This window comes from Oleiphilus sp. HI0067 (assembly GCF_001635735.1).
The window spans coordinates 1-20,161 of sequence record NZ_LWFI01001000.1 but is presented as its reverse complement, the minus strand read 5'-3'; the positions used below and the strand labels follow the sequence as shown (position 1 = coordinate 20,161).

The following is a 20,161-nucleotide window of genomic DNA, read 5'->3' as shown; positions in this document are numbered from 1 at the left end:
ATGTGTGTCTCATTCAATTTTTTACAAGCACATCATCGCTTGGCATTTGTTCATTATGCAAGACAAGATAAAACATGTAGATGTTGTCATTGTTGGCGCAGGCATGGTTGGCGCAACAATCGCCTGCGGACTAGCGCAACATAATTTACGTATCGCCTTAATCGATAGAGCGTTACCAAAATCGATTAAGAGTGGAGAACCTCCTCGGATTCGTGTATCGGCACTTCATTTAGCCAGTGAGCAGCTGCTACAAAATCTAGGGGCGTGGGCGCATATTCCTAAAGACAGGGCGCTTGCTTATTCCTATTTAGCGGTGAAAGAAATGCCGGCTAAGTCAGGGTTTGTTTCGAAACTGCCCGATATAACATCATGGGCCACGACCCGTTTTGAGGCGCAAGACTTAGGTAGAGAGCATTTAGGCCACATACTAGAGAATGATGCGATTCAACTTGGCTTGCTAGATCGTGTTGCTGAATTGCCAAACATTGAGTTAGTTAGTGGCGTCACGATTGAATCGAGTGAGTTAGGTTCTGATAAGCGTATGCTTACTTTGAGCGATGGTTCTGTCATGTCAGCCGATTTGGTTGTTGGGGCTGATGGCGCGCAATCTCAAATGCGTCGAATTGCTGGAATTGGTCAGTTTAGCGAGTCTTATACTCAGCACGCTATGGTCGTATCCATTACCTATAAAGGCGGAGTTGAGCAAGGGACTTGGCAGGCTTTTAGACCAGAAGGGCCTCTCGCGTTTCTTCCGTTACCGCGCATTGACGGTGTTAATTATGGCTCGTTAGTTTGGTACGACTCGCCGAATACTATCGCACAGTTAAAAGGCTTGTCTGATGCCGAGCTGCGTCAAAAACTTCAAGCGATATATCCCCAAGAATTACCTGATATTGAACAGATTCTTCAGGTCGCTTCGTTTCCTCTTGCCAAGTCACATGCTCAGCAATACTCAGGAGAGCGTATTGTTCTGGCCGGTGATGCTGCGCACACAATTAATCCTTTAGCTGGTCAGGGTGTTAATCTCGGGTTTATGGATGCCGCGGTATTGATTGAGGAGCTCGGTAAAGCATTGATTAATGACCAAGCCTTATCAGATCGGGCGGTGTTAAAGAATTATGAAAAGCAGCGACGTATGTTTAATCAACTCATGATGAGTGGTATGGACGCGTTTTATTATGGCTTTAGTAATCGCTCTGCCCCAGTGCAAATTATTCGAAACATAGGTTTAGGGCTTGCACATCGCTCAGGTCCGTTGAAACAAAAAGTATTGGAATACGCTACAGGTCTTCAAGGTAGTATTCCTAAGCTTGCAAAAGTAAGTGACGTATAAGGACAACTCAAATGTCAGAGACGATATTTACAAAGATCATTAATAAAGAAATTCCCGCTGAAATCTTGTACGAAGACGATATCAGCATTGCCTTCAAAGACATTATGGCGCAGGCGCCCGTTCATTTTCTGGTCATTCCTAAGAAACCCATTGCGACCATTAACGATATCGAAGAGGGCGATAAAGAATTGCTTGGGCATTTGTATTGGGTTGCAAAACACATCGCTCAAGAGCAAGGATTTGCGGAACAAGGTTATCGTGCAGTGATGAATTGTAATGAGTATGGCGGTCAGTCTGTGTACCATATTCATCTGCATATTCTTGCTGGTAAGCCTTTAGGTTGGCCACCATACACCGATACGCTTAAGGTCTAGTCATACCGACCTTCTCATAGTTTGATGAGTTGGTGTTTTTGCTGAGTTGAAGGGATGCCTTAGCTGAATGCTGTGCTTCAATCGCATCCCAAATATCCAGAGCAAGCGCCGAATGTGCATCGTAAAATTGATGCGAAAACATTAGGTAATATGGGCGCTGCATGAAGGGCTTATTTAGCTTTTCTATCATAGCCTCAATATGCGGTGATTTTGAGATTCGTGTGTCACTCATTGTTTCAATATCTATCCAAGCATCGATTCGACCTCGATAAAGCATTTCTAGCCCGCTTGATTGCGTCGTGACTTCAACCACATCTAGACCTAAAGCTTTTAAGTCGTCAATGACGGCATAACCAATCACGGCACCGATCTTAATGGTATTGTCTGAAAATCTATCTCCGTTCCACGATAGAGTCTTATCTTTGCGTTTATAGATGACATAAGACTGACTCATGATTTGTTTCGTGGGGTCAGGGCTCCCCTCTGAGGTTAGATATTTACCAAAAGCTTCACGTTCTTTTTTATAGCTGGAGTGGAACACGCCATCCGCTTCGCCGTCCTTCACCATTTGTAATGCCCGTGTCCAAGGTACGCGTTCAAACGTGAATTTCACGGTTAAGTCAGCTTCAATGTCTTTGAGCAGTGATAAGGTGATTCTGGGCTTCTCCCAATTAATTTCTGGGCCATTGCCTAAGTAGTACGGCGGGTTTTCTTTTACCTCAAACACAAGCGTTATTTCCTGACGATCTGCGAAAGTAAGTGTTGAATAAAGACTAATCAGTAAAAGAATGAAGCGTTTCATGAGTAAGGATCTAAAAAGAAAGAATAAAACATAGCGTTTGTTTTGTAGTTACATCGCAAAAGTTACACGGCAAAATTTTGTACTACTTTTAACACCTATGAGTTTCTGATCAACGAGACATTTTGAGTAATGAATAATGTTTGAATGGATAACCAGCCCTGAAGCATGGATCGCACTCGCGACATTGATGGCTTTAGAAATTGTCTTAGGTATCGACAATATCATTTTCATCTCTGTTTTAGTTGGGCGACTGCCAGAACATCAACGAAATAAAGCTCGAAAAATTGGTATCACTTTAGCGATGATCTCCCGATTATTGCTCTTATTTAGCCTCGCTTGGGTGATGAAGCTAGTAGATCCCTTATTCAGTGTTTTGGATAACGATATATCCGGTAGGGACCTGATTTTAATACTCGGAGGTTTGTTCTTATTGATGAAATCCACGCATGAAATCCATGGGAGTTTTGAGATTAAAGATGTGTCAACGACAATGCTCGCAACATCTAGCTTTGCCTCAATACTCGTTCAAATAGCGGTATTGGATTTGATCTTTTCTTTGGACTCTGTAATTACAGCGGTTGGTTTGGTGGAGCATCTCAGCATTATGGTTATTGCTATTGTGTCCTCTGTGATTGTGATGCTGATAGCCGCTAATCCTATTGGCGAGTTTGTTGATAGAAACCCAACTATCAAGATGTTGGCTTTGTCGTTTTTAATCTTGATCGCGTTTACGTTGATCGCCGAAGGCTTTGATGTACATATTCCGAAGGGTTACGTATATTTCGCAATGGCGTTTTCACTATCGGTTGAGCTTCTAAATATTAAGTTGCGCTCGAGAAAAGTAGAGAAAGTCGAGACCATTCAATTGGCTCGAAAGCATGGATTTGACGATTCGTCTTTCGAGTAAGAATTTTGGCCAAAAAAAAGCTCAACCTGTCTCCAAGTTGAGCCTCAATCAAATCTGCTTGATGTGCTTATTCGCTAATTAATTGCTCAGCTTCAGCAATCTTCATATGGCGCACATCTTCACCTTTGACCATGAATATCACGTATTCTGCAACGTTCGCAGCATGATCACCGATACGCTCAAGCGCACGCAGTACCCACAGTACATTATGTACTTGTGAGATGCTTCGCGGATCTTCCATCATAAACGTCATCAACGATCGAATCGCTGAGCCATATTCGGCGTCAACAGAACTATCTTCGCGAATAATTTCCAAGGCCATGTTGGCATCAAGTCGTGCGAAGGCGTCTAATGATCCACTGACCATTTGAGTCACGCGTTGACTGATGTGGCGTACTTCGATGTAACCGCGAGGCGCTTTGCCTTCATCGCTTAATTTAATCGCCATTTTTGCAATTTTTGCGGCTTCATCACCAATGCGCTCAAGGTCAGAAATCATCTTAACGGTTGAAATCACTAAGCGTAGGTCGCTTGCAGCAGGTTGGCGGCGTGCAATGATTTGCGTACATTCTTCGTCAATCATACGCTCCATTTCGTCGACGCTTTTCTCTGTTGCTGCAACAGACTCAGCTAATGAAGTGTCAGAGTTAAGCAAGGCATCAACCGAATCTGTTATCTGGCGTTGAACAAGACCGCCCATTGCTAAAAAGTGGTTTCTCAGCTCGCTTAGGTTTTGGTTGAACTGTTGCGAGATATGCTGGTTGTGCGTCTCATGTGTTGGTTCGCTCATTTTCATATTCCTCTTTTATTATTCGTCCTTGAATTAACCATAGCGGCCAGTGATGTAATCTTCTGTTTGTTTCTTCTCAGGATTTGTAAACAGCTGGTCGGTGTTTCCAAATTCAATGAGATCACCCATGTACATGAATGCGGTGTAGTCAGAGACACGCGCAGCCTGTTGCATGTTGTGGGTAACGATAACGATGGTGTAGTCGTCTTTAAGCTGGTGAATGAGTTCTTCGATTTTGAGCGTTGATAGAGGATCAAGTGCCGATGCTGGCTCATCCAGAAGCAGTACTTCTGGCTTAACGGCAACGGTACGTGCGATAACAAGACGCTGTTGCTGACCACCTGAAAGGCCTAATGCGCTATCGTTTAAACGATCTTTTACTTCATCCCACAGTGCAGCAGATTTTAAAGACCATTCAACAGTTTCGTCTAAAACACGCTTGCTGTTGATCCCTTGGATACGCAAGCCGTATGCGACGTTTTCGTAAATACTTTTCGGGAAAGGGTTTGGCTTCTGGAATACCATTCCCACACGACGGCGTAGATCTGCTACTTCGACTTCACGATCGTAGATGTCGCTACCTTCAAGAAGCACTTTACCTTGGATGTTTACGCCATCAACAAGGTCATTCATGCGGTTGAAGCAACGCAATAGCGTTGACTTACCGCAGCCTGAAGGGCCGATAAAAGCAGTTACACGATTCTGTGGAATCGTCATGTTGATGCCATGTAGCGCTTCTTTTTCACCATAACTTAGGCGTAGGTCTTCAACTTTAAGTGCGACCTTTTCATCTTCTAGACGAAGGTTATTGTCTGAGCGCTGAAGGCTACTGATGTCGATACCGTGTGTACGTTCGTTTGTGTTCTCTGTGTTTGAATCTTGTGTCATATCAAACTTCTCTAAAAATCTATCAATAAAATTTGGTTGTTTAGCTAATTGGGAGGCAGGAGCAAAATAGGCTCAACCGCCTCCGTTTAGCGTGTTTACATTTCTAAGGCTTTGTACTTTTCACGTAAGCGGTTACGAATCGCAACAGCTGATAAGTTAAGTAAAGCGATAACCGCTACCAGCAAGAACGAGGTCGCGTACACAAGTGGTCGCGCTGCTTCAACGTTCGGGCTTTGGAAACCTACATCGTAAATATGGAAGCCTAAGTGCATAAATTTCTGGTCTAAGTGCAAGTAAGGGTAGTTACCATCTAAAGGAAGTGATGGCGCTAACTTCACTACACCAACCAACATTAATGGCGCTACTTCACCGGCTGCACGCGCGATAGCAAGGATAACGCCTGTCATCATTGCTGGGCTAGCCATTGGCAAAATAACACGCCACAAGGTTTCTGCTTTGGTTGCACCAAGTGCCAAACTACCTTCGCGAATGGAGCGAGGGATACGTGACAAGCCTTCTTCCGTTGCGACGATGACGACTGGTAGCGTTAGAATCGCGAGTGTAATCGATGCCCATAGTAGACCACCGGTACCGAATGTTGGTGACGGCAATGCTTCTGGGAAGAACGCTTTATCCACGCCGGAACCGACAAAGTAGATAAAGAAGCCAAGACCAAATACACCGTAAACAATTGAAGGAACACCGGCGAGGTTATTTACCGCAATACGTATGATACGTGTCATCGTACCTTGGTGGGCATATTCACGTAGATAAACTGCTGCGATTACGCCAAATGGTGTCACGATGATCGACATGATAATGACCATCAAAACCGTACCGAAAATAGCAGGGAAGATACCCCCTTCGGTATTGGCTTCACGTGGTTCGTCACTGATGAACTCGTAGAGTTTTGCAATGTAGAAAACGATCTTATCGCCAATACTCATCGCGTTCGGCTGGAAGGCATGAACGATCTTCGCAAGATCAACCGTGATTTGCGTGCCGTCCATACTTTGTACACGAACTTTGTCGCGGTTTATTCGGCCATAAAGCTCGATAAGACGGCCCTGTAAGCCATCGTATTCAGCATTTAATGCTGCTCGCTCAGCTTCAATATCAGCAAGTGCTTGCGATGTTAAACGATCTTCCAATTCCAACTTGCGCTGCTGAAGTCGAAGACGTTCGATACCCGCATTGATAGAACCAATGTCACTCTTCTCAATATCATGAATTTGAGAATAAATATCCAAAGCTCTATCTAGGCGCTCTTGTAGAGCAGGCCAAGCTTGATCACCTTCAGCGACAACTTGGTCATTCTCGATGACTTCATTTAAGTAGCCGTAGAAATTACCCCATTCGCGACGTTCCATCACGATAATGTCTTCTGGGTAGGTGATGTTTGAGAAATCACGAGCAAGAATCCAACGGAAGTCAGTCCCTGAAATATCACGGTTACCAATCTTCATTAGATTACGATCCAGATGCTCTAGATCTTCAGGAATGCTATATCCAGCATCACGTAGTTGATCCGCAGACACTTCTACGGTTTCAACGAGTTCACCAATGATGGTGTAACGATCACCATTTTTAGCTGTCACTTCTGCTTGCATCACATCGTGAGCCCAGAAGTGGACAAGACCTCGGCTTGCGATCAACCAAAGAAGACCGAAAACCATAACCATGCTGATGGCAACAGCACCGGCGTTGAACCAAACCCATGGGTCGCCGTTTTTAAACCATTTTTTAACTGATACGCGCACAATAGACTCCTTAAATCACACTGTACTTGTTGCGAAGACGCTGGCGCACAAATTCTGCAAAGGTGTTTACGACAAAGGTAAACAGGAATAGAACAAAGGCTGCGAGGAATAAGATGCGGTAGTGCGTGCTACCCACTTCTGATTCAGGCATTTCGACAGCAATGTTTGCTGACAAAGTACGCATACCTTCAAAGATATTGATGTCCATGATCGGGGTGTTACCAGTCGCCATCAGTACGATCATGGTTTCACCGACCGCACGACCCATACCAATCATTACCGCTGAGAAAATACCCGGGCTTGCTGTTGGAAGGATAACGCGTGTCATGGTTTGCCACTGCGTTGCACCAAGTGCAAGAGAGCCTTGGGTCAGATGTTTTGGCACACTGAACACGGCATCTTCTGTAATCGAGAAGATGGTAGGGATAACTGCAAAGCCCATCGCTGCACCAACGACTAAAGCGTTACGTTGGTCGAAATCGATACCGGCTTCATTCGTTAACCAAAGGCGCATGTCACCATTGAAGAATGCGACTTCTAGCGTTGGGCTGAGCGCCATGGCAAGCCAACCACCAAAGATAATGACAGGAATCAGCAGTACTGGGTCCCAGCCATCAGGCACTAAACGACGAATGTTGGAGGGTAAGTTACTCCACATAAAGCCGAATAAAAGTATGAAGATCGGGGTGATTATGAGTATTGCGAATACGCCAGGAAGGTTTTCTTCCATAAACGGTGCAAAGAATAAACCTGCCAAGAAACCTAGAATTACGGTAGGTAATGCTTCCATCAATTCAATCGATGGTTTTACCTTACGACGTAAACCCGGTGACATGAAATATGCAGTATACAAAGCGCCACAGATTGCTAGAGGCGTTGCAACAAGCATCGCATAGAACGCGGCTTTTAATGTACCGAATGCAAGAGGGGATAAGCTGTATTTTGGTTCGAAGTCGTTATTCGCTGCTGAAGATTGCCAAATGTAATCTGGTTCTTCATAGCCCTCATACCAAACTTTGCCCCAAAGTGCTGAGAAGGAAATTTCAGGGTGCTCGTTATCCACTAACCACCATTGAATTTTTCCATCCGTAGTTTCAACAAGAAGTTTGTTGGCACGTGGTGCAATAGCAAGATTATTAACGGCTGCGTCTGCACTAATGGTCAATGCAGTGGAATGCGCAGTACTGTTGTAAAACTTAATCGTGCCTTCAGTGTTGGCGATTAAGAAACCCTTACGACGTTGTTCAATATCTGCCGCTGCAATCTTACCGCCGACGGCTTCAAAGGTACGAATGTTTTCAAGACGATACTTGTTGTTTTCATCGCGTACCATGAACCACTGCGAGGTGCTTCCTTGGCTGTCGGAGACCAAGATGGAAGCACCACCCAGTAGTAAGGTCATATCGTCAATTAAAGTATTTTCGTCACCCACTTTGATGGTGCCGTTGACGATATTTTCACGTTTTGCATTGAGATCTAAAACCTGGATATGTCCATCATTGGTACCGACAAATACAAAGCGCATCGCAGGTTCAGCAATGATAAATTTAGGTGCGACATCAAGTTGTGGGAGATCAACTTCTTCAGGCACTAAACGTATTTCACCGCTCAAGAAGTCTTCTTCTTGTTCGAATTGTTTTGCGACCAAGGCGTTCGATTCTGTTACCGCGACGACCATTAGTGCGCCGTCACTTAAGGCAATAGAAATTTCTTTTAGAGGCTCACCATTTTCAGCTAGCTGCATAGCCTCTTCGCCGAATGGATATTCAATAAAAGGTTCAATCTTACGCTGGTCATTTGGGTAAGTGATTTTATAGCTGTGCTGCAATACCAGAGCAGAACCATCACTTAGGCCAAGTACGAATTTGCGAGAAGCAGGATCTGCGTTGGCGACGCTAGATACCTCAACGCCCTCGGGAATCGGGAGAGATACAAGGTTATCGATGCTCCCGTCTATTGTGTTAAAGAAAACCACCTTTCCTTGGTCAGTTACACGAAAAGCTTTCTCGCCTTGCTCTTCTGTGCCACTAAAAATTGTGCTTCCTGCAGCTTGTTCTGGAACATCGTAGGTAGCAACACGCTCTGCTTCGGCACTGGTGAATAGCGGTGCCACTTCATAAAGAAGATAAAAGAAGATAAGTGTGATTGCTACGATGACGCTAATGCCGCCAGCCCCAATAGAGACACTGGCAAGCTTGTCTTTTAACTTTCTGTTTTTACGATGCCTAACTAGCTTCGGAGTGTTGAAGTCTAATGTTGGCTGCGTTGGTGATTCACTCATAAATTAATACCGACAATTGAGAGAATTTAAATTTCGCAAATTATATAACAATGTAAATTCATAGTCTGCTTAAACGGAAAAACCTCCCACCATATATGGTGGGAGGTTTTTTCTTTGACTAGCTATCTACTGGGTACTAGCTTACTGCTTATAGACCTAGTTCTTTGAACTGACGCTCAACAACTTTTGCAGGAAGTGGCACATAGCCATCTTTAACTACAACTTCTTGACCTTGCTTAGACATTACAAGCTTCAAGAACTCAGCAGTCGTTGGATCAAGCGCTTTATTTGGCGCTTTGTTCACGTATACGTATAGGAAGCGTGAAAGTGGGTAAGCACCTGTTACAGCGTTTGCAGCATTTGCTTCAACATATTTGTCGCCCTTCTTCGCTAGTGGAAGAGCGCGCACTGATGCAGTTGTGTAACCGATGCCAGAGTAACCAATACCATTAATTGACTCAGATACACCCTGAACAACTGACGCTGAGCCTGGTTGCTCATTTACGTTGTTTTTGAAGTCGCCTTTACATAGTGCTTTCTTCTTGAAGTAACCGTAAGTACCAGATACTGAGTTACGACCGAATAGTTGAATGCCCTTGTTTGCAAGAGAACCTTCAACACCTACATCACCCCATGTTTTTACGTCGCTATCGAAGCCACATTTACGAGTTGATGAGAAGACCGCATCTAGTTCAGCGATGTTCATACCTTTGATTGGGTTGTCTTTGTTGACGAATACAGCAAGAGCATCGATCGCTACAGCAACTGGTGTTGGTGCATAACCGTAACGTTTTTCGAAGGCTTCGATTTCTTTGTCCTTCATCTTACGGCTCATTGGGCCCATGTTAGATGTGCCTTCAGTCAATGCTGGTGGCGCAGTAGAAGAGCCCGCCGCTTGAATTTGAATGTTTACATTTGGGTAGTTACGCTTAAAGTCTTCTGCCCAAAGTGTCATTAGGTTAGCTAGAGTATCTGAACCTACACTAGAAAAGTTACCAGATACGCCGCTCGCTTTTTCGTATACAGGTAGGCCTGCATCGACTTGCGCTGTTGTAACACTTGAAAAAGCTGTCAGTGCCATTGCACCAATTAGTTTTTTAAATCTCATTATCATCTCCCGTGATATTTGATTTAGTTTCGATTGATTAATTGTTTAACGCTTCAATGAGGATGCAATATAGGGCGGCTTTATGACATAAATATGACAATACTTTGTAATATTCAAAAAAAAATAGTTTTCTCGAATAATGAGGATAAGTGGAAGATTGATGTGAAGAAGCTATCGTAAATAATAATTGTTATTCAGGAAGTAAAAATCATGACGCTTTTCGATGGGATAGGGCCAGCGACGGACAGCGAGTTAATGTTGAAGGTGCTCGCGACACCGGCGAATACAAATATTCATGGAGACATCTACGCCGGCTGGTTATTAGATCAAATGGATGCGGCAGCCACCTTGTTTGCAACAAAGTTATCTAATGGTCGTTGCTCAACCGTTGCTGTGGATCAAATTAAATTTCAATCGCCCATTAACGTGGGAGATGCGGTAAGTATTTATGCGCGACTTGATGATACTGGGCGCAGTTCGATGGTGATCTCGGTTGAAGTGTTCGTGCAGCAGAGTGTTAGCAATGTGAATATCAAAGTCACAGAAGGTCGATTTACTTCTGTTGCTATAGATAACCAAGGATCAATTCGTCAGTTACTATGACGGAAAGTTCTTGTGTTTAGTCGGTGAGCGCGAACATCTTATCTGCGTAGCGTTTTGAGAAAACTCGCCGTTCATTGTCATCAAATTGTACCGTGAACGTTTCCCCTTCTTCTTGAACGACACGACCTCTACCCATTGATTTATGTTCAATGATGTCCGCTTGCCAAATTGCTTGATCAAAGTTGCTCAAGGTTGGGCGCTCAGCCTTGCTAGGCGTGGTAAGCATAATTGAAAAAGTATCAGCGTATCTTTGCAAGGTCTTGCTTGCGAGCGTTTTAAGTTGTGCAGTGTTTTGTTGTCGCTCGATAGATCTCGCAATGTGCAGTGCTGACTCACTTTGCATTTCATGTAAAAAGCGTAGACCGTCTTTGCTGTCTGATTTAGGACATAGCATGAGGAGTGATTGCTTTGCTCTAGTCATGGCGACATAAATCAAGCGTCGCTCACTAGCGATATCTTGGGGGCTAATCTCTTTTCTGCCACTTGAACTGAAAAAGGTCGTTTCAGAAAGCCCAGGCAAAACTACATGCTCCCATTCCAGCCCTTTAGCGCGATGCATACTTGTAATGTGTATACCTTGAGCATGCTGGATTTGTGTTCTTTCTTCGAGCGCTGCGAGCTCATTTAACAAGGCGTTTGCGTTTTCTGTACGGCTTTCTGCCATAAAGGCCATCAGGTTTTTGACCGTCCTAACTTGCTCGTCACTAGCGTCTTGGCTTAGGCCACTCGTTTTTAGCTCATCAAAAAGCTTCGTTTCTTGTATGTATTGTTTGAACAGCTGTCTTGGAGGGTTTGTATTGTTCTCAAGAGCAGATAAGCCTTTAGCGAAGCGCTCCAATTTGAGCTTTTGGAAGCGGCTTAAGTCGCTTGGAATCATATTCAGTACATGGTGTCCCCAACGGCTAGAGTGCTGAGCAAGTTGATGCATGAAAAGCTGAATTTGACGTTCATTAATGCCCACATGAGGGAACCGGGCTAACTGAATGAATGCTTGCTCTCGCATAGTTGGTGGCATTTGAGAAAAGCTGCCATCGGCAAGTTGAAGCAAACTGCGGATGGCATACATCTCATCCGAACCAAAAATTCCGCGGAACCCATTTAATACGTAAGGTAAATTAGCGCGCAATAGTGCTAATTCTAAATTTGCTGTTTGACTCCAATATCGAACCAAAATTGCTGTTTGATTCCGTTGCGATGCATCATGTTTCGCTAATCGTGTCACGAGGCTGATAAGTTCATTTTGTGTTTCGCATAGCTCGACCGCAGTGTGAGGATTACTCTTAGCAGGAATACACAATGCGTCGTCGTGATAAGGGCTATGCGCAATTAATTGATTGGCGAGTAGAGCGATTTGATGACCATAACGGAAACTCGTGCTGAGCTTGAGCGATTCGCAATGTTTATATTCTTCGGCAAAACCGGACAGCATGTATTGCGGTTTTGCTCCACGGAACTCATATATCGTTTGGTCGGGGTCGCCAACGATGGTGACTTTTGCTCGTTCGCCTGCAATCAAGCTTAACAAGGTATGTTGAATATCATTGGTGTCTTGATATTCGTCAACAAGAATCACGTCCATTTTATTCGAGACTAAATCTCGAAGTTCAGGTTTGGCGATAATGGTTTTGACTGGCGTGTAAAGCATATCAGCATAGCTAATGCGCGAATGGTCATTACGCCATTGCTCAAAGCGTTCAAACAGGCTCGGTAAAAAACCAAATTTATTCTCTAAACCGGAGTGTTTGAAAAAACTATGAGGGTCATCAAGCTGGCTTTTACATTGATCAATAAAGCTTGCTGCAACATCAAGATATTCTTTTTTATAACGCTTGAACTCATTTTGTTGTTCGGGGCTAAGAACCTGCGGAACGAGTTGTAGTAAGTGAAATTGAATTTCGCGCTCACTCAGAATATTGCCTTGATATGGAGCTAAGACACCGATCTCAATAAAGCGTTTGTATAAGCGAAACCCCATCGCATGAAACGTGCGTACTTCTGGAATACTTTGGCCTTCACCTCGCACTGATTGCAGCTTTTTCTGAAAATCGAGTTGCGCGCTTTTATTGAACATAAGCACAAGTAAGCGTCGTGGGTCGTAGCCATCAGCAAGTAATTTATTGATTCGATGTGCAAGTGTTGTGGTTTTTCCGCTACCGGCAACAGCACGAATCACATAATGCGCAACGGGAGCATCGACAATAATGCGTTGTTCAGGTGTTAGAGATATCTCGGGCATGCAGTGCTTATCGTGTTACGCGGTATGTCGGATTACTTGAGTTTTGGTATCAGAGTCAACAAACTATGAACTTTACTAACAGGATATAAGTGTCAGCGGATGATGCGTGCAATCATACTATTAAGTTTACTGATCTGGGTAGGCGGATGTGCCTCAAAAAATGCGGTTCCAAACGATTTCCAAATCAATACATCAACGCAGTCGATTAAAGAGCCCTCAGGTTTGATGACAGCGATTTCCTCAGGCGATGAAGTCGCTATGAAGGAACGTATTTTGGCGGGAGACTCTGTGAATGCAGAGTTTGAGGGGCACACACCTCTGAGATACGCGATCAGCGCAAAGCAAACACGCATGGTTCAGATTTTATTACGTGCCGGAGCGCAGCCTAATTGGGCCATGCAGCCCGGACAAGAAAGTGTGCTCATGCTTGTTAGTCGTTTAGGATTGAATGATTTAGTCGTGGCGTTTATTCGCTCCGGTATGGCATTAGACTATGCGGATGCCTCTGGTCGCACAGCACTAACAGAAGCGGCGATGAATGGGCATCTTACAACCGCTAATGTCTTGATTAATGCAGGCGCTGACGTAGACATAGTGTTCGAAGGGAAGTCACTACTGATGCACTTGGTAGAACAAAACAGCATGTTATTGGTGAAGCCAGTTATTGAAGCAGGGGCTGATGTGAATTACGTGTCTAACATGGGGGAGAGCAGCCTAAGTATTGCTCGAGAACAGCAACTCCATGAGTTAGACTTAATGTTGGTTCAGGCGGGCGCACGATTGTGACAAGTACGTGCATTAAGTAAACTTCGCAAGATAATTTTAAGTACAACTCACAACGGATTCTTCATTATGTCACGCCATCAACAAATCTCTGTTGGCCCAATGCCTTCTCAGAAAGAGGATTACTCTGAATACGAAGAGACTCAGGTCCTTTGGGGGCGAATTGGCTTGATCTTTGGCGTCGTGTTTGCGGTCGCTTTTTCGGCGCTTTACCTTGTCTTTGAGCCACTGAATGATACTCCCACCGTTGTGAGTGTAATTGAGCAGCGCAAGATTGCGGCTGCACAAGAGACAACTATTATGGAGAACACACAAGCGCCAAGCGAAGAAGCGGTTGTGGCAGCGCTCGAATTAAAGAGCGATGTTGAGGCTGAAGTAGACCCTACGCCAGTGGCATTAACTCAGCGAGCAGCTTCATTAACGCAAACTGCGGTGCAAGCGCCCGTATCGGCAATCTCTACATTAAATCCTGCGATCATTTCGGCGAGTTTAGCGCGAGGTGTTGATGAGAATCGACATCCTATTGATCTGCTTGGCTATGAAGTGAGTATGGATGGTGAGAATCTGATTAAGGTCGTTCTTCATACTGAAATGCTAAACATTCAAGGTACAACTCTTTTTCACGAGTGGTTTTTGAATGAGAAGCGTCAGGCAAGGGTGCGTATACCGGTCAATGCTGACGAGCAATTAAGTTATTCCAGTAAGTTTATTGATAAGTATATGACGGGTGATTGGTCGGTACGTGTGAGCGATGCTCAGGGAGAGGTCTACGCACTGGCGAATTTCAAAGTCATTCGCTAAACGTGCTGTTTACACTTAAGAAGCTAATCGGTGGCTTATTAATGCCGGTTTCGGTCGTGCTGTCGCTTGGTTTGCTTGCTTTGCTATGTAGCTGGAAAGGCAAGCACTCTTGGGCTAAGAGCCTAATGTGTTTGGCACTCGTAGCGTTATATCTTTGTTCGATCAAACCTATCGCTCATCTTATTGCTCAGCCGCTTGAGTACCGATATAGCCCGTTTGATGGGCAAGATGTGCCGTACGTTGTGGTGCTTGGTGGTGGTCATACGACTGATATGCGTGTCGCGTCTCTGCATCAATTGAATCGTACATCTTTGGCTCGTTTGCTAACCGGTGTTGAGATTGTGAAGCTGCAACCAAAAGCTACCTTGTTGGTGTCTGGCTATGCGGGGTTTGATACGCAAAGTCATGCGCAAGTCGCGGCAAATACGGCGCAGTTATTAGGCGTTGATGCAGATCGCATTTTATTGCAAGCCAATGCTAAAGATACGTATGAGGAAGCGCTTGCTTGGCGAAATATAATTGGTATGCAGCCTTTTGCATTGGTGACTTCAGCAATGCATATGCCCCGTGCGATGGCGTTGTTTGAAAGCTTAGGTATGCGACCTATTGCTGCGCCAGCCAACATAGAAGCAAAAGGTGATCGACCTTTGGTTTGGCGTGATTGGATTCCGACAGCAAACAACTTGGCAATTGTTCAAGCAGCGTGGCATGAATATTTAGGGATGTCTTGGGCTTGGCTTAACAAAACACTAAAAGAGGCGGTGTAATGGCGTTCAAAGGTGAAAAGAATTTTTCACACCGTAGTGCAGATAAAGTGGGCGTTTTATTGGTGAATCTGGGTACGCCTGAGGCTCCAACGGCTAAAGCGCTACGTAAATATCTGGCTCAATTTTTATCGGATCCTCGTGTTGTTGAGATTCCAAAACTGATATGGATGCTGATCCTACATGGCATCATTTTACGTGTTAGGCCTAGCAAATCTGCTGAAGCGTATAAAGAAGTATGGACTGAGGATGGTTCACCTTTGATGCTCCATTCTTTGGCGCAAACACAAGCCATTCGTGAGAAGTTGCGTGCCGAGTATGGCAACAATGTGATGGTTGAGCTCGCAATGCGTTATGGTGAGCCCTCAGTATCGAATACGCTTGATCAAATGATGGCGGAGAGTTGCCGCAAACTAGTTGTGTTGCCTTTATATCCGCAGTATTCAGGAAGCACTACGGCCTCTGTTTTTGATGATCTCGCAGCAGATTTTACGCAACGTCGTTGGTTACCCAGTTTTCGATTTATTAGCAGTTATCATACGAATCCAGCCTACATCAATGCCTTGGCCCAAAGCATTCAACAGCACTGGGCTGAGCATGGTCGCTGCGACAAACTCGTATTTTCTTTTCATGGTGTACCTCAACACTTTCTCCATTCTGGAGACCCTTATCACTGCCAATGCCATGTCACTGTCCGCTTACTTGCCGAACAGCTTGGATTGAATCAAGACGAATATTTAACCTGTTTTCAATCGCGTTTTGGCAAAGCTGAGTGGTTGAAGCCTTATCTTGATGCGACCATGAAATCTCTTCCAAATGAAGGGGTAAAATCAGTACAAGTCGTGTGTCCTGGTTTTTCATCGGATTGCTTAGAAACACTCGAAGAAATTGCCGGAGAAAATAAGGAATACTTTATGGAAGCTGGAGGCGAACGCTTCGAATATATTCCGGCATTAAATTCTAGATCAGAGCATATTGAAGCCTTGATTGGTTTCATTAATGAAGAGGCTGGTGCTTGGTTTGATGGGTTAAGCGAAAGCGTAGAGAACGTCGAGCGAGAACAGCGATATTCAAGCCATAAGTACAATCAAAAAAATAAATAAAAATCAGAGAAAGGAAGATATAAATGCGACAAGTAATAACAGCTTTTCTAGCGGTCTTTATGTGTATGGGACTAGTTGGTCAAACATTAGCGCAGCCTAAAGTAGAAGACGCGTGGGTTCGTTTGATGCCACCAAATGCCACGGTGACGGCGGCATATGCGAAGATCAACGTTTCGCATGCTGATGAGCTCATCGCAGTATCATCGGCTATTGCTAACAAAGCAGAAATTCACGAGAGCATGATGAGTGATGGCGTTATGAGTATGCGTCCCGTTGCGTCTATGTCTTTGTCTGAAGGCGAAACTAGCGAATTAAAACCGCATGGTATGCATATCATGTTAATGGGCCTACAGCAGGCCTTGGCGGAAGGCGATGAAGTAGAGCTAGTCTTAGAGTTTAAAGAAAGCGGCTCAGTCACCGTGCCATTTGTTGTTCGCAAGCCTTAATAATTAGACGGTGTCTAACTCCTCTTATTTAATCCGTGATGTTCAAGCTTTTGATGCTGAACGCATCGCGGATATCTATAACTATTATATTAAGCATACGGTCGTCACCTTTGAAGAAGAGCCTCTTGACGCTAATCAGATTCTGACAAGAATTAATCAAGTACAAGAACTTGGCTTACCATGGTTAGTCGCGGAGCAAGATGGTCAGGGTCTTGGATATGCCTATTCTGCGCCTTGGCGTGAGCGCTCTGCGTATCGTTATTCCAAAGAAGTTAGCGTATATCTCGATGCCAATCTTCATCATAAAGGCGTAGGTTCAATGTTGTATCAGGCTTTGTTTGAGCGTTTGAGTCAACTTGATGTGCATGCAGTGATGGCGGTGGTTGCTTTGCCGAATGAAGCGAGCGAAGCCTTACATGAAAAATTTGGCATGAAGAAAGTCGCACACCTTGAACAAGTTGGGCGAAAGTTCGGACAATGGATTGATGTTGGGTATTGGCAGCGCGTGTTTTGATTTTAGTTTTTTGATTCTTTGAAGCTTTCTTGTTTCTAGACTTCTGTTCCTGTCGGCGGCGGCCGAAAACCCCTTAAGACCTTTGACGCCAAAGGTCTTAAGGATCTAAATGCGCCCCAATTTTCGGGGCCTTCGGCTACACTCAAACTCTTGCGTAAATCGGCGCTGCGGAACTTATCCGCGATGCGGATTTCGAACAGTCCTCGCGTTATTCCGATTTTCGCCGGCGAGCTTTCGTCCCTCGAGATGGGGAATTAGCCATTCCGATAAGTTTTATTCTTTGCACCCACTACCCCTTCTGACTAGATGAGTTGCTCAGAGAATAAACGGCTTTATGCCGAGGACTGTTTGAGCCGAAGGCGAGTTCCGCAGGCGCTGTTTATTGTTGAGCAGCGAATGAACCCGAAGGGCTAGGAAGTAGACGCTGACTTGGACAAGGTGAATTGCGAAGCAAGAGAAGGTGGCCTGAGTCATTGTTAAGGGAGTGTCAGCGCACTCCCTTAACTCGTCCTTTTGGACGAAAACCGAAATAGAAAAAATGTGTTGAAACTAGAAAGTGTCAAAGAATAAAAAGATTCTACTCTCTATCCTTCGAAGTACATTCCGCTAGTTGAGGATCAATCTTACAGCGAACCTTACGGAACAAGGTTAAAGCTNTGCCGTTATAGACTCCCTGCTCACGCAGGGCGATGCGGCTTTCGCGGAACAGCTCACTCCAGTTGTCTTCGGTTTTTTCGCTAATTTCAATCCAGTATTTCTCAGGGATTGTTAGTTCGCTATCAACGATTTTACGAATTTGATCTTTATATTTGCTCGCCATCAGTTCACGAGATTTTTGCGCAAAACCTTCAGGTACTTTTTCCCAACGAACAATTAGCTGCATGGTGATCTGCAAGCTTGGCCATTTGATAACGCCACCGCCTGGCTCAAGGCCCTTGTACATTTCCATAGGCTCGTAAGCTAAGCCCGGTGCGCCGGTAATATCGACCGCTTTGTTATTAAATTTTTGGAGTGCGTTAGCAATACTTGATGATACTGGCGTCATGCCGATACGTGTCGCTAAATATTCTGTTTCAGGCGCATTATCGAGCACGGTGACACGCTTGCCAGCCATATCTTCTGGGTTCTGAATACTCTTGTCATTGACGAATAAGAAGATCGCACCGATCGGCGCAATACCGATGATCTCATATTCGCCGCTGCGCATAATTTTCGCAGCACCAGGACTGCTTAAAGATTTGATGACGATGGCCAGATGGTCGTAGGTTGGCAATGCGCCAACGGCATTAATACTGCCTGTAAATGAGTTGTACTCGCGTGCCCGTATGCCAGGTAAGTTGAGCATATCGCATACGCCATTTTTAAACTCTTCTGAGGCGACACGATCATCGGTATATACCTTAAAAGACAAATCAACACCCCAACGCACGGCATCGATTTTGTATTCCTTCATTTCTTTGTGGATGGGGCCATCATGGCCAACAAAGTCGAAGACGCACATAGTGAGCGGCTGAAGTGCATTTGCATGTGCTGTTTTGGCTAAAAGTAAGCCTGTTAAAACTACTGAAAGAAGACGTAACATACTGACAAGTCTCAAAGTTTTTCTTATTAAATCGAATGCTAACGTAAAGTATGATTTAGAGAAATGTTCTATTCGGAAAATGAGAGTTCTATCCGGTTAATTGAATAGGTTTTGCGCGAGTTCCCCTAATTAAAGGGTGAGTGATCGTACAAGAGAGGGAACAATATACATGGCGTTATCCCTGAATATTCGTGAAGCACAGCTGGCTGATTGGGATCGTATCTGGCCATTTTTTAGCGACATTGTTCGTGCTGGCGATAGTTATCCTTATTCTCCTGATATGAGCAAAGAAGAGGGGTTTCAGCAGTGGATGGTCATGCCTCAATTTACCTATGTTGCAGAGCAATCTGGCGAAGTGGTCGCTACGTATTACATTAAACCGAATCAAGCGAGCTTGGGCGCGCATGTTAGCAATTGTGGTTATATGGTATCGCCTTCGTATCGGGGCGGAGGGATTGCTAGCCAATTATGTGTACATTCGCAGTCCATCGCTATAAAGCTTGGCTATAAGGCAATGCAATTTAACTTGGTTGTTGCTTCGAATAGTGCAGCGGTCCATCTCTGGAATAAGTTAGGTTTCGAAACGGTGGGCCGTTTACTCAAAGCATTTGATCATCAAAAGCTTGGGTTCGTGGATGCACTAGTTATGTATAAGTGGTTGCAAGATTAAGTGACAAGATAAGGTTTTGAGATCAGACTTGATCTAGTTAAAGTCGAGACACTTTGTATTTCAAAGTTCTCTGCTACACTGACTTTATTTGATTAGAAGTAGTACACATTGTTAGGAGAAGGATATGTTAAAGAAAGTACTAATGGCTGGGATTGTGAGTGTTACTTTAGGTTCTAGTTTTGCGATGGCAGGTGATGCCGCTGCAGGTAAAGCTAAGTCAGCTGTGTGTGCTGCTTGTCATGGTGCAAATGGCATTGCAACGATCAAAACTTACCCTAATTTGGCGGGACAGAATAAAGAGTATTTGGTCTCTTCTTTGAAGGCTTACAAAGCGAAACAGCGCAATGGTGGAATGGCTGCAATCATGCAAGCACAGGCGGCTGCTCTTACTGATGCGGATATGCAGAACCTTGCTG

General features: G+C 44.5%; 20 protein-coding genes. 12 read left to right on the top strand and 8 right to left on the bottom strand.

Annotated features, from left to right (window positions below; all coding sequences use genetic code 11):
* Positions 1 to 55 precede the first annotated feature (55 nt).
* Together A3739_RS13090 and A3739_RS13085 are read left to right on the top strand one after the other, a co-directional pair.
* Positions 56 to 1,333, top strand: a complete 1,278-nt coding sequence (locus A3739_RS13090; protein WP_068482211.1) for an FAD-dependent oxidoreductase — start codon at positions 56 to 58, stop codon at positions 1,331 to 1,333.
* 11 nt (positions 1,334 to 1,344) lie between these two features.
* The gene (locus A3739_RS13085) at positions 1,345 to 1,707 is read left to right on the top strand and encodes a histidine triad nucleotide-binding protein (RefSeq protein WP_068475666.1); all 363 of its coding nucleotides are present in this window, start codon (positions 1,345 to 1,347) and stop codon (positions 1,705 to 1,707) included.
* Here A3739_RS13085 and A3739_RS13080 read toward each other — a convergent pair.
* The gene (locus tag A3739_RS13080) at positions 1,697 to 2,509 is read right to left on the bottom strand and encodes an ABC transporter substrate-binding protein (RefSeq protein ID WP_068501664.1); all 813 of its coding nucleotides are present in this window, start codon (positions 2,507 to 2,509) and stop codon (positions 1,697 to 1,699) included. The genes A3739_RS13085 and A3739_RS13080 overlap by 11 nt on opposite strands.
* Before the next feature lie 136 nt (positions 2,510 to 2,645).
* On the opposite strand from A3739_RS13080, the gene A3739_RS13075 reads away from it, so the two are divergent.
* Complete coding sequence (locus A3739_RS13075; RefSeq protein WP_068501660.1) at positions 2,646 to 3,416, top strand: TerC family protein; 771 nt, start codon at positions 2,646 to 2,648, stop codon at positions 3,414 to 3,416.
* 67 nt (positions 3,417 to 3,483) lie between these two features.
* Here A3739_RS13075 and phoU read toward each other — a convergent pair whose 3' ends face one another.
* From phoU to A3739_RS13050, 5 genes are all read right to left on the bottom strand, one after another.
* Entirely contained in the window at positions 3,484 to 4,206 is a 723-nt protein-coding gene (phoU, locus tag A3739_RS13070) for a phosphate signaling complex protein PhoU (RefSeq protein WP_156493642.1), read from the bottom strand.
* A gap of 33 nt (positions 4,207 to 4,239) precedes the next feature.
* The gene (gene pstB, locus A3739_RS13065) at positions 4,240 to 5,094 is read right to left on the bottom strand and encodes a phosphate ABC transporter ATP-binding protein PstB (RefSeq protein WP_068501653.1); all 855 of its coding nucleotides are present in this window, start codon (positions 5,092 to 5,094) and stop codon (positions 4,240 to 4,242) included.
* Between the two features lie 95 nt (positions 5,095 to 5,189).
* Positions 5,190 to 6,854, bottom strand: a complete 1,665-nt coding sequence (pstA, locus tag A3739_RS13060) for a phosphate ABC transporter permease PstA (protein WP_197469461.1) — start codon at positions 6,852 to 6,854, stop codon at positions 5,190 to 5,192.
* 10 nt (positions 6,855 to 6,864) lie between these two features.
* Positions 6,865 to 9,135, bottom strand: coding sequence for an ABC transporter permease subunit (locus tag A3739_RS13055; RefSeq protein WP_068482188.1), 2,271 nt, complete (start codon positions 9,133 to 9,135; stop codon positions 6,865 to 6,867).
* Positions 9,136 to 9,283: 148 nt separating this feature from the next.
* Positions 9,284 to 10,243 carry a PstS family phosphate ABC transporter substrate-binding protein gene (locus A3739_RS13050; protein ID WP_068482186.1) on the bottom strand — a complete coding sequence of 320 codons (960 nt, stop codon included), beginning with the start codon at positions 10,241 to 10,243 and terminating at the stop codon, positions 9,284 to 9,286.
* 210 nt (positions 10,244 to 10,453) lie between these two features.
* Between A3739_RS13050 and A3739_RS13045 the strand changes: the two genes are divergently transcribed.
* Positions 10,454 to 10,846, top strand: a complete 393-nt coding sequence (locus A3739_RS13045; protein ID WP_068476013.1) for an acyl-CoA thioesterase — start codon at positions 10,454 to 10,456, stop codon at positions 10,844 to 10,846.
* Between the two features lie 16 nt (positions 10,847 to 10,862).
* Here the strand turns inward: A3739_RS13045 and A3739_RS13040 are convergent, their stop codons facing one another.
* Entirely contained in the window at positions 10,863 to 13,082 is a 2,220-nt protein-coding gene (locus tag A3739_RS13040; RefSeq protein WP_068501650.1) for an ATP-dependent helicase, read from the bottom strand.
* Between the two features lie 99 nt (positions 13,083 to 13,181).
* On the opposite strand from A3739_RS13040, the gene A3739_RS13035 reads away from it, so the two are divergent.
* The 6 genes from A3739_RS13035 (at position 13,182) to A3739_RS13010 (ending at position 17,493) form a co-directional block, all read left to right on the top strand.
* On the top strand, positions 13,182 to 13,868 hold the full coding sequence (locus tag A3739_RS13035; RefSeq protein WP_068501646.1) for an ankyrin repeat domain-containing protein: 687 nt from the start codon (positions 13,182 to 13,184) through the stop codon (positions 13,866 to 13,868).
* A 66-nt stretch (positions 13,869 to 13,934) separates the two neighbouring features.
* The gene (locus tag A3739_RS13030) at positions 13,935 to 14,666 is read left to right on the top strand and encodes a DUF2914 domain-containing protein (RefSeq protein WP_068501643.1); all 732 of its coding nucleotides are present in this window, start codon (positions 13,935 to 13,937) and stop codon (positions 14,664 to 14,666) included.
* A 41-nt stretch (positions 14,667 to 14,707) separates the two neighbouring features.
* A complete protein-coding gene (locus tag A3739_RS13025; RefSeq protein WP_082878401.1) occupies positions 14,708 to 15,433 on the top strand; it encodes an ElyC/SanA/YdcF family protein in 726 nt (241 codons plus the stop codon).
* On the top strand, positions 15,433 to 16,533 hold the full coding sequence (gene hemH / locus A3739_RS13020) for a ferrochelatase (RefSeq protein ID WP_068501639.1): 1,101 nt from the start codon (positions 15,433 to 15,435) through the stop codon (positions 16,531 to 16,533). Before A3739_RS13025 ends, hemH begins: the two co-directional genes overlap by 1 nt.
* A 23-nt stretch (positions 16,534 to 16,556) precedes the next feature.
* Positions 16,557 to 16,979 carry a copper chaperone PCu(A)C gene (locus tag A3739_RS13015; protein ID WP_068501638.1) on the top strand — a complete coding sequence of 141 codons (423 nt, stop codon included), beginning with the start codon at positions 16,557 to 16,559 and terminating at the stop codon, positions 16,977 to 16,979.
* A 10-nt stretch (positions 16,980 to 16,989) separates the two neighbouring features.
* A complete protein-coding gene (locus A3739_RS13010) occupies positions 16,990 to 17,493 on the top strand; it encodes a GNAT family N-acetyltransferase (RefSeq protein ID WP_068501635.1) in 504 nt (167 codons plus the stop codon).
* 577 nt (positions 17,494 to 18,070) lie between these two features.
* Here the strand turns inward: A3739_RS13010 and A3739_RS13005 are convergent.
* Complete coding sequence (locus A3739_RS13005) at positions 18,071 to 19,075, bottom strand: putative solute-binding protein (protein WP_068501632.1); 1,005 nt, start codon at positions 19,073 to 19,075, stop codon at positions 18,071 to 18,073.
* 169 nt (positions 19,076 to 19,244) lie between these two features.
* Between A3739_RS13005 and A3739_RS13000 the strand changes: the two genes are divergently transcribed.
* Together A3739_RS13000 and A3739_RS12995 are read left to right on the top strand one after the other, a co-directional pair.
* A complete protein-coding gene (locus A3739_RS13000; RefSeq protein ID WP_231876761.1) occupies positions 19,245 to 19,745 on the top strand; it encodes a GNAT family N-acetyltransferase in 501 nt (166 codons plus the stop codon).
* A gap of 124 nt (positions 19,746 to 19,869) precedes the next feature.
* A partial coding sequence (locus A3739_RS12995) for a c-type cytochrome (protein ID WP_068501628.1) occupies positions 19,870 to 20,161 on the top strand: 292 nt, incomplete at its 3' end.

What these genes read in the sequence shown, in the direction of transcription:
- A3739_RS13090 (WP_068482211.1), top strand. Translation starts at nt 56, where the DNA reads ATGCAAGACAAGATAAAACATGTAGATGTTGTCATTGTTGGCGCAGGC.
- A3739_RS13085 (WP_068475666.1), top strand. Translation starts at nt 1,345, where the DNA reads ATGTCAGAGACGATATTTACAAAGATCATTAATAAAGAAATTCCCGCT.
- A3739_RS13080 (WP_068501664.1), bottom strand. Translation starts at nt 2,509, where the DNA reads ATGAAACGCTTCATTCTTTTACTGATTAGTCTTTATTCAACACTTACT.
- A3739_RS13075 (WP_068501660.1), top strand. Translation starts at nt 2,646, where the DNA reads ATGTTTGAATGGATAACCAGCCCTGAAGCATGGATCGCACTCGCGACA.
- phoU (WP_156493642.1), bottom strand. Translation starts at nt 4,206, where the DNA reads ATGAGCGAACCAACACATGAGACGCACAACCAGCATATCTCGCAACAG.
- pstB (WP_068501653.1), bottom strand. Translation starts at nt 5,094, where the DNA reads ATGACACAAGATTCAAACACAGAGAACACAAACGAACGTACACACGGT.
- A3739_RS13055 (WP_068482188.1), bottom strand. Translation starts at nt 9,135, where the DNA reads ATGAGTGAATCACCAACGCAGCCAACATTAGACTTCAACACTCCGAAG.
- A3739_RS13050 (WP_068482186.1), bottom strand. Translation starts at nt 10,243, where the DNA reads ATGAGATTTAAAAAACTAATTGGTGCAATGGCACTGACAGCTTTTTCA.
- A3739_RS13045 (WP_068476013.1), top strand. Translation starts at nt 10,454, where the DNA reads ATGACGCTTTTCGATGGGATAGGGCCAGCGACGGACAGCGAGTTAATG.
- A3739_RS13040 (WP_068501650.1), bottom strand. Translation starts at nt 13,082, where the DNA reads ATGCCCGAGATATCTCTAACACCTGAACAACGCATTATTGTCGATGCT.
- A3739_RS13035 (WP_068501646.1), top strand. Translation starts at nt 13,182, where the DNA reads ATGATGCGTGCAATCATACTATTAAGTTTACTGATCTGGGTAGGCGGA.
- A3739_RS13030 (WP_068501643.1), top strand. Translation starts at nt 13,935, where the DNA reads ATGTCACGCCATCAACAAATCTCTGTTGGCCCAATGCCTTCTCAGAAA.
- A3739_RS13025 (WP_082878401.1), top strand. Translation starts at nt 14,708, where the DNA reads ATGCCGGTTTCGGTCGTGCTGTCGCTTGGTTTGCTTGCTTTGCTATGT.
- hemH (WP_068501639.1), top strand. Translation starts at nt 15,433, where the DNA reads ATGGCGTTCAAAGGTGAAAAGAATTTTTCACACCGTAGTGCAGATAAA.
- A3739_RS13015 (WP_068501638.1), top strand. Translation starts at nt 16,557, where the DNA reads ATGCGACAAGTAATAACAGCTTTTCTAGCGGTCTTTATGTGTATGGGA.
- A3739_RS13000 (WP_231876761.1), top strand. Translation starts at nt 19,245, where the DNA reads ATGGCGTTATCCCTGAATATTCGTGAAGCACAGCTGGCTGATTGGGAT.